General features: G+C 77.8%; 1 protein-coding gene and 1 pseudogene. Both read right to left on the bottom strand.

Going from position 1 to position 9,473, the window contains the following annotated elements; translation table 11 throughout:
- Window positions 1-200: 200 nt before the first annotated feature.
- On the bottom strand, window positions 201-1,610 hold the full coding sequence (locus tag AZE13_RS14060) for an amidase (RefSeq protein WP_066930887.1): 1,410 nt from the start codon (window positions 1,608-1,610) through the stop codon (window positions 201-203).
- A gap of 97 nt (window positions 1,611-1,707) precedes the next feature.
- Window positions 1,708-9,465, bottom strand: a pseudogene (locus AZE13_RS14065) (SDR family NAD(P)-dependent oxidoreductase); the annotation flags it as partial.
- Between the last annotated feature and the right edge of the window lie 8 nt (window positions 9,466-9,473).

Here is a 9,473-nt window from a genome sequence, read left to right on the forward strand (position 1 = left end):
CCCGTGGGCTGTACCCAAGGCGATGCGACCCGCGAAAACGTATGCGGAGACCGGGAATCCGGGGCACCCCGGCGGACCCCTGAGCGTCTTCGCGGGTCCCCTACGCCGAAACCGGCCCGGCCGCGCCGTACGGGTCGGCCGTACGGGTCAGCCGTACGGGTCAGCCGTACGGACCCGTCGCACGGGCCGGTCGTACGGGGTCAGTCGCGCGGATCGAGCGGGGTGAAGGTGCCCCGGCGTGCCTCGACGGCCGCGGCGGCGTCCAGGCACAGGTCCTCGCGGTAGGCACGGCCGATGAGCTGCACCCCCTGGGGGAGGCCGGCGACGACCCCCGTGGGGACGGCGACGGCGGGGAGGCCGAGGAAGGTGGCGACCGAGCACAGCCGCTGTGCCCTCCACACCCGGTCCAGCTCCTCGGGGCCGCGGGCCTCCAGTCCGGGTTCGATGGCGGGCTCGGTGAACACCGGTCCGAGCACCAGGGGGTAGGTCTCCTGGAACGCCGTCCAGGCGCGCTGGACGCCCAGCCGGGTGCCGATGAGCTTGACGTACCCCTCCAGGCCGACCGGTGGGGTGCGCTCCATGGACATCTCCAGGAAGCGGCAGCCGTCCTCCGGCATCAGGGTCCTGACCATCGGCCAGGTGAGGCTGTAGTCCGTCATCACCAGCCGGCCGTAGGCGTCCAGGGCCTCTTCGAGACGGGGCAGTTCCACCTCTTCCACCACATACCCGGCGTCTGCCAGCGCGCCGGCCGCCAGCTCGACCGCGGCCCGTACGTCGGGGTGTACCCCTAGTCCGCCCGGGTCGGCGACGACGCCCACCCGGACCGGCCCGTCCAGTAGGGGCAGGGTCGGGGGGACCGGGACCGTACGGGGGTCGCGGGGGTCGGCGCCGGCCAGCACCTGGTGCACCGCGCGGGCGTCGGCGACGGTACGGGTCAACGGGCCGTCGACGGGGAAGAGCAGGGAGCTGAGCTGGGGTTCGCGGCCGGCCAGACGGTTGTCGGAGGCGTACCGGCCGTAGCTGGGGCGTACCCCGACCACACCGCAGAAAGCGGCCGGAATGCGGTTGGAGCCCTCCCAGTCATTGGCCAGGCCCAGGGGTGCCATACCGGAGGCCACCGCCACCGCGTCGCCGCCACTGGTGCCGCCCGGACTGCGGGCCGGGTCCCAGGGGTTGACGGTGTCGCCGTGCAGGCCGCTGCGGGTGTGCACACCGCGCATCCCCATATCGGGCATGTTGGTGCGGGCGAGGGGGATCGCCCCGGCCGCGCACAGCCGCTCCACCGGCGGGGAGTCGGCCTCGGCCACCAGCCCCTGGAACTCCGGTACGCCCTGGGTCGTGGGCATACCGGCCACGTGGATGTTGTCCTTGACGGTGAACGGCACTCCGGCCAGCGGCCCCAGGGGTTCGCCCGCGGCCCGCCGCCGGTCGGTCTCGCCGGCGGCCGCGCGGGCCCGGTCGGCCAGCAGGCCGGTGACGGCGTTCAGCCGCGGGTTGACCGCGGCGATGCGATCCAGGTGGCTCTCCACCACCTCGGCCGCGGTGACCTCACCGCGCGCCACCGACGCCGCCAGTTCGACCGCGCTCGTCTGCCAGATGTCGCTACCCATGTGCGCCCTTCGTTCCTCTCGTGTCCATGTCGTGGTCGTGCGGTGTGGTCGTTCGGTGTGGTCGTGCTCTCGCGGCCGTGCTGACGCGGCCGTGCCGCTACGGGGCGTCCGCCGGACGGGGGCGGGTGAAGACACCGGACGGCCGGACGGCCCACAGGGGCGGGCCGGCGTCGTCGCCCGCGTCGTCGCCCGCGGCTCCGGCCCCGGCTCCGGCCCCGGTCGCGTCCTTCGCGGCGCCCCTGGCCAGGACGGCGCAGAGCCGTTCCCGTGCGGACTCGTCGAGAGCCGGCGGGAGGTCGATCAGGGCGCCCGGGGGCAGGTGTTCCCAGGCGGCGGCCTGGAGCGGGTCGGGCCGTTCGCCCGGCTCGACGGCGACCGCGCCCCGGGTGAGGTGCCAGACGGGTGTGTCCGCGACGGCCTCGCGGACGGCGGCGGGCAGCGTCCACGGCCCGTCGGGCGCGCTGTCGGGCGCCGCGGCGGGAAGCAGGGAGAGGGCCCCCGTCAACGGGCCGCGGGAGGCGAGGAGCTGCGAGAGCCGGGAGGCGTGGCCGGCGGTGGCACCGGCGGCCGGGTCGACGGCGAACGGCAGGACGTCGGCGCCGTGCCGCAGCAGTGCGCCGAGAACCGGTTCGGTGAGGTCGGCGCCGGCCCGGCCGGCGGGCGGGATGACCACGAGCCAGCTGCCGTCGAGGCCCGGCGCACCGAGGTCGCCGGCGGGCGACCAGACGGGCCGGCCGGTGCGCTGGAAGGCGTACGTCGGCAGGTCGGTGCGGCGGGCCGGCCGGCCCCCGAACACGGCCGTCCAGTCGACGGGTACGCCGCCGGTGTGGAGGCTGCCGAACGCCCGGCCGAGGGCGTCGGGGGAGGTGAGCTCCTCGCCCGATACCGCCGTGCCCCGGTGCTCGCCCCGGCCGGTGACGGCGAAGCCGTCCGCACCCAGCCGGAGGGCGGTCCCGGTGCCCGGGAGGCCTGCTGCCTCCTCCCCCGCCTCGTGCTCGTCGAGCCGCCGGATCCAGCCGTCGGGCGAGGAGAGGGACACACCGGCGGCCGGGCCGCCGCCGGGAGGGGACGGGAACGGGAACGGGATCTCCGGCGGCCGGAAGGCCAGCGTCTCCAGGGCGCGCCGGAAGTCCTCCCGGGCCCGGGCGTCCCGGTCACCGTCCGCGAGCCGGCCGTACGCGACCGCCAGTGCGGCGGCGTCGCCGAGCGCGAGCGCACCGGAGGCGTACGCCGCGGCGACCGCGCCGGAGGCGGTCCCGGTGACCGTGTCCGGGGTGACGCCCCAGCTCGTCAGCAGCCGGTGCAGCGCGGTCTGCGCCGCGAAGAGGGCGGGGTAGCCGTAGGCCGGACGCTCCAGCAGTTCGGGCTGGTACCAGACGACCTCGCGCAGGGAGCGCTCCAGATGCTCGTCCAGGCATCCGGCCGCCTCGTCGAACGCCTCGGCGTACACCCGGAACGCCCGGTACAGCGGGCCGCCGACGACGGGCCGACGACCGTGGTGCGGGACGAAGCGGAAGGTGAGCGGCCGGTCGGCGGGCGTACCGCGCAGGACGGCCGGCAGGTCCTCGCCGCGCGCGACGGCGTCGAGGGCGGTGAGCAGCTCCTCGCGCCCGCCGGCCACCAGCGCCGCCCGGTGCCGGAAGGCGGTACGGGTCGTGGCGAGCGCGCGGGCGAGGTCCGCCGGGCGCACCTGCGGGCGGGACTCCAGGTGGGAGCGCAGACGGGCCGCCTGGGCGCGCAGGGCCGACGGGGTCTTCGCCGAGAGGAGGTACGGGAACGGGACGGCCGGCGACTCGGCGCGCGGGGCGGCCGCACCCGCCACGGGTGAGGCTTCCGGCGGGGCCGGTGCCACGACGGCCTGGCCCGTTTCGCCGTTCCGTACCAGCGCGTGTACCCGGTGGCCGTGGCGGCGGGCGGCCGAGAGCCGCGCCAGCAGCAGGATTTCGGTGCCCTCGCCGTTCCGGTCCGGGTCGGTGAGCGCGCCACCGGCCAGGGCGAGTCCGCACTCCCCCAGCCGGAGCGACTGTGCAGCGAGGTGCAGGGCGGTCCCGGCGGATCCGTCGCCGGTGTCCACGGCGACGGCCGGGCCACGGAGTCCGAAGGCGGTGGCGAGGGCCTGGGTCGGCAGTCCGCCGCCGACCGCTCCGTCCGGGCCGTCACCGGGCCGGGGCAGGCCGAGGAAGACGGCCGTATCGCTGCCGTCGAGGGTGTCCGGGACGATCCCGGCGTCCTCGACGGCCTCCCACGCGGTCTCCAGCAGGGGCCCCTGCCGGGGGTCCAGGGCGGCGGCCTCGTCCGGACCGTAGCCGAAGAAGCCGGCGTCGAAGCCGGCCGGCTCCTGCGGCCCCTCGCCACGGAGGCGACGGCTCCTGCCGACGACCACGATCGGGTCGTCGTCCGGATCCGCCGCCGGGGACGGCGCGGAGGGAGACGGTCCGGAGGAAGCCGGTACGGAAGGCGGCGGGGAAGCAGGCGGGGAGGCAGGCGCGGAGGGCCGGCCGGGTGCGGCACCGGCCGGCTCCGGGAGCAGCGTGCGGAGGTGTGCGGCCACCTCGGCGGGGGTGGGGAAGTCGAAGACCAGGGTGGTCGGCAGGGTGAGGCCGGTGCGGGCGGCGAGGTGGTTGCGCAGCTCCACCGAGTTGAGCGAGCCGATGCCCAGCTCCTGGAAGGTGAGCCCGGGTTCGATCGCGTCCGCCGAGTCGTGGCCCAGGACGTCGGCCGTGCTGGATCGGACCAGCTCCGCCAGCGCCCGGTCGCGGGCGGCCACCGGAAGGGCGGAGAGGGAGGCGGGTCCGGCGGGGTCCGGCGCGCCCCGGTCTTCCGGTGCGGCGGCGGACCCGGCCGCCGTCCGGAGGGCGGGCGCGCCGGCCAGGCCGCGCAGCAGCGGCGGCAGGGCGCCGGTGCCCGCCTCGGCCGCCTGGGCGCGCAGCGCGCCCAGGTCCAGCCGTACGGGCACCAGGGCGGCCTCGTCGAGGTCGTGCGCCGCGTCGAAGAGGGTGAGCGCGTCCGTGGTGGGCAGCGGCGGGAATCCGCCCCGCGCCATCCGCTCGCGTACCGACCGGTCCAGGTCGCCGGTCATCCCGCTGCTCTGCTCCCACAGGCCCCAGGCGAGGGAGGAGGCGGGCAGGCCCTGTGCCCGGCGCCGTCGGGCGAGGGCGTCCAGGAAGGCGTTCGCGGCGGCGTAGTTGGCCTGGGCGAGGCCGCCGAGCACCCCGGAGAGGGAGGAGAAGAGGACGAAGGCGGAGAGGTCCAGGCCGCGGGTCAGCTCGTCCAGATGGACGGCCGCATCGACCTTGGGGCGCAGCACGGTGGTCAGGCGCTCGGGGGTGAGCGAGGCCAGGACCCCGTCGTCGAGCACACCGGCCGCGTGGATCACGCCGGTCAGCGGGCGCGTGCCGGGGATGTCGGCCAGCAGCGCGCGGAGCGCCGCGCGGTCGGCGACGTCACAGGCCGCCCAGGTCACGGTCACCGCGCCGGCGGGGCGGGCCAGCTCCTCCAGTTCCGTGGTGAGCCGGGCGGCGCCTGGTGCGGCGCCGCCCCGGCGGCCGGTCAGCAGAAGGTGGCGGACGCCGTGTGCGCGGACCAGGTGGCGGGCGACGAGTCCGCCCAGGGTGCCGGTCGCACCGGTGATCAGAACGGTGCCGTCGCCGTACCGGCCCGGGGCCGGCCCCTCCGGCCCGTCCGCTCCGCCCGTGTCCGGTGTCGCCGCGGCCGGTGCCTGCGGGCGGACGGGGGCCAGGCGGGGGACCGACACCGCACCGTCCACGAGGGCGAACTGCGGCTCACCGGCGGCGAGCGCGGCCGGGAGGGCGCGGACCGAGGCGTCGTCACGGGCCAGGTCGGCCAGCACGAAGCGGTCCGGATGCTCGGACTGCGCGGAGCGGATCAGCCCCCAGACGGCGGAGCCCACGGGGTCGTTCCCGGCGTGCGGTCCGGCCGCTCCCCGGGTGAGGACGACGAGCCGGGCCGCGGTGAAGCGCTCGTCGGCCAGCCACTGCTGGGCCGTCGTCAGCGCCCGCCGGACGGCCTCGTGGACGGCGGCGGGCCCGGCGTCGTCGTGGCCGCGGCGCGGCGGGCACGGCCACAGCACCGTGCCGGAGCCGTCGGGCACGGAGGCCAGGTCCCGGTACGGCACGGCCGGTATGCCCTGGGCCCGTAGTGCGACGGCCGTGCCCGGTGCGTCGGGGCCGAGCACGGCCCACGAGGGGCGGCCGGGTGCCTTCGGACCGGACGCGGCGGCACCCGACACGGCGGCACCGGACGCGGGCGGCAGCGGCTGCCACTCCTCGCGGTGGAGCGGGGTGTCCGGGCGGCCGTCGGCGGGCGGCGGGGCGTCCGCGACCGGCCGGACGACGAGCGAACCGACCGTGACCACCGGGGCTCCGGCCGCGTCGTAGGCGTCCAGGCGTACCGTGTCCGCTTCGGCGGTGAGGCGGACCCGCAGGGCGGTGGCCCCGCGGGAGTGCAGGGCGACCCGGTTCCAGGCGAACGGCAGCCGGGGGCGGCCGTCCGGTCCGCCGCCCAGGCCGGGCAGGCCCAGGGCCAGCGGGTGCAGCGCGGCGTCGAGCAGCGCCGGATGCAGGCCGAATCCGGCCACGTCGGTGGTGGTGCCGGTCCCGGCCGTGTGCTCCGCGCCGGCCGGCTGGGCGATCTCGGCGAAGAGGGCATCACCACGGCGCCACACGGCCCGTACGCCGCGGAAGGCCGGACCGTACTCCAGACCGGCCGCGGTCATCCGGTCGTAGACCTGCTGCGGTGCGATCTCCTCGGCGCCCGCGGGCGGCCACTGCTCCTGGAGGGGCTCGGCAAGCGGCGCGGCCGGGCCGGTGCCGGGGGACACGACCCCCGTGGCGTGCCGGGTCCAGGACCGGCCGTCCGCGGCCGGGGCCGGGTGACCGGCGTCGTCGGCGCGGCCCGTACCGTCGGCGCGGTCCGTACCGTCGGCGCGGTCCGTACCGTCGGCGCGGCCCGTACCGTCGGCGCGGCCGGCGCACGAGTACAGCGACAGCGTGCGGCGTCCCCGGTCGTCGGGGGTGCCGACGGTCACCTGGAACCGGACCGCGCCCTCCGCCGGCAGCACCAGCGGCGCCTGGAGGGTCAGCTCCTCCAGCAGGCCGCAGCCCGCCTCCTGGCCGGCGCGCAGCGCCAGTTCGACCGTGGCGGCACCGGGCAGCAGAACGGTGCCCCGGACCGCGTGGCCGGCCAGCCATGGGTGGGTGCGCAGCGAGAGGCGGCCGGTCAGGACCAGGCCGCCGGAGTCCGCCAGGGCGAGGCGGGCGCCGAACAGCGGGTGGCCGGCGGTCCGCAGGCCGAGCCGCTCCGCACCGGCGGCGGCCGCGGCCGATGCGGGGGCCGCGGACACCGCGGGGGTCCAGTAGCGCCGCCGCTGGAAGGCGTAGGTCGGCAGGTCGACGCGGCGGGCGCCGGTACCGGCGAAGGCCGCCGCCCAGTCGGGCGTCCCGCCGCCGGCGTGGAGGCGGGCGAGTGCGGTGGTGAACTCCCGTGCGGCGTCGCGCCCGTGGCGCAGCGTGCCCAGGACGGTGGCCTCGCCGCCGGCGTCGGCCAGCAGGGCGCGGAGCCGGTCGAGGAGTACCGGGTGCGGGCCGGTCTCGGCGAACACCGTGACGCCGCGCTCCAGCAGCGCGCGCACCGTGGGGCCGTCCAGGTCGGTGTGGAGGGGGATGCCGGCGGTGGGGTACGGGCCCGGGGGGCCGGGGCGCAGCGCCGCACGGGCCGCCTCCGCCAGGGAGAGTCCGCCGGCCACGTGGGCGGCGACGGCCGCGCCCACGGCGTCGGTGCCGACCACGGCCGCCGGATCGACTCCGTGTGCCCGCCAGAGTCCGGCCAGGGCGACCCCCACCGCGAACAGCGCGGGCCCGGCGACCTCGGCGCGGCCGGGGTCGGCGGCGCCCGGCCCGCCGCGCAGCAGCGCGTCGAGCGACCAGCCGGTCAGCGGGTCCAGCACCCGTGCGCAGGCGGCGAGGTGCTCGGCGAACACCGGGGAGGCCGCGAGCAGTTCGCGTGCGGTGGCGGTCCAGCGGGCGCCCTCGCCGGCGAACTCGGCGGCGGGCGGGAAGACCAGCGCCACCTTGCCGCCGCCGGACGCGGCGGTCCGGCCGGTGACGAGGACGGCCGGCGAGCCGGCGCCCGGCGCGTCCGCCGCCCGCTCCCCCTCCTCCGGGCCGCTCTCTGCGGCCACGGCGGACGCACCGGCCGGGGCGGCCAACTCGGCCAGGCCGGCCAGCAGTTCCTCCCGGTTCGCGCCCAGCACCACGGCGCGGTACTCGAATGCGGAGCGGGTGGTCGCCAGCGAGTACGCCACGTCCACGGGCCGCAGCCCGGGGTGGCGTTCGGTCCAGGCCAGCAGCCGGGCCGCCTGGTCCCGCAGCGCGTCCCGGGTCCGCCCGGAGACCGGCCACACCAGCGGGGCACCGGGCAGTGCGCCCCCCGGCCGCGGTGCCCGCGCCCCCCGCGGCGCCTCCCCGGGGTCCCGCTGCTGGTGCTGCTCCTGGGGCTGCTCCTGGGGCTCTTCGATGATCACATGGGCGTTGGTGCCGCTGACGCCGAACGCGGAGACGGCCGCCCGCCGCGGTTCACCGGCCGCCGGCCAGGCGGTCTCCTCGGCCAGCAGCCGGACCCCGCCCGCCGACCAGTCCACGTGCGGGGTGGGCGCGTCCAGGTGCAGCGTCCTGGGCAGCACCCCGTGGCGCATCGCCATGACCATCTTGATGATCCCGGCCACCCCGGCCGCCGCCTGGCTGTGCCCGAAGTTGGACTTGACCGAGCCCAGCCACAGCGGGTGTCCGGGCGAGCGGTCCCGGCCGTAGGTGGCCAGCAGGGCCTGGGCCTCGATGGGGTCGCCCAGCCGGGTGCCGGTGCCGTGCGCCTCCACCGCGTCGACCTGGGCGGCGGACAGCCCGGCGTCCAGCAGCGCGTCCTGGATGACCCGCTGCTGGGCCGGCCCGCTGGGTGCGGTCAGGCCGTTGCTGGCGCCGTCCTGGTTCACCGCGCCGCCGCGGACCACCGCGAGCACCGGGTGCCCGTTGCGGCGCGCGTCCGCCAGCCGTTCCACCACCAGGACGCCGACGCCCTCGGCCCAGCCCGTGCCGTCCGCCGCGGCCGCGAAGGACTTGCAGCGGCCGTCCCGGGCCAGGCCGCCCTGGCGGCTGAACTCCACGAAGGTCTCCGGCGTCGCCATCACCGTGGCGCCGCCGGCCAGGGCGAGCGCGCACTCGCCGCGGCGCAGCGCCTGTACGGCCAGGTGCAGGGCCACCAGCGAGGAGGAGCAGGCGGTGTCCACGGTGAGGGCCGGGCCCTCCAGGCCGAGGGCGTAGGCGACCCGGCCGGGCACCACGCTGCCGGCGGCGCCGGCGCCGGGGTAGTCGTGGTACATCAGCCCGGCGAAGACCCCGGTACGGCTGCCCCGCAGCGACTTCGGGTCGATCCCGGCGCGTTCGACCGCCTCCCATGCGGTCTCCAGGAAGAGCCGCTGCTGGGGGTCGGTCGCCAGCGCCTCACGGGGGGACATGGCGAAGAACCCGGCGTCGAACCCGGCGGCGTCGGCGAGGAATCCGCCCTCGCGGGTGGCGGAGCCGCCGCCGGCCGGACCGGCCCCGTGGAGCGCGTCGAGGTCCCAGCCCCGGTCCTCGGGGAAGGCGCACACCGCGTCGGTGCCGTCGGCGACCAGCCGCCACAGGTCCTCCGGCGAGCTGACGCCGCCCGGGTAGCGGCAGCCCATGCCGACGATCGCGATGGGCTCCCGGCGCCGGGCCTCGGCGTCGTGCAGCTCCGTGCGGGTCTTCTGGAGCTCGGTGGTGACCCGCTTCAGATAGTCGCGGAGCCGGTCCTCGGTGTGCATCAGGT

The sequence above is a fragment of the Streptomyces sp. NBRC 110611 genome, assembly GCF_001590865.1.
Classification (GTDB): Bacteria; Actinomycetota; Actinomycetes; order Streptomycetales; family Streptomycetaceae; genus Streptomyces.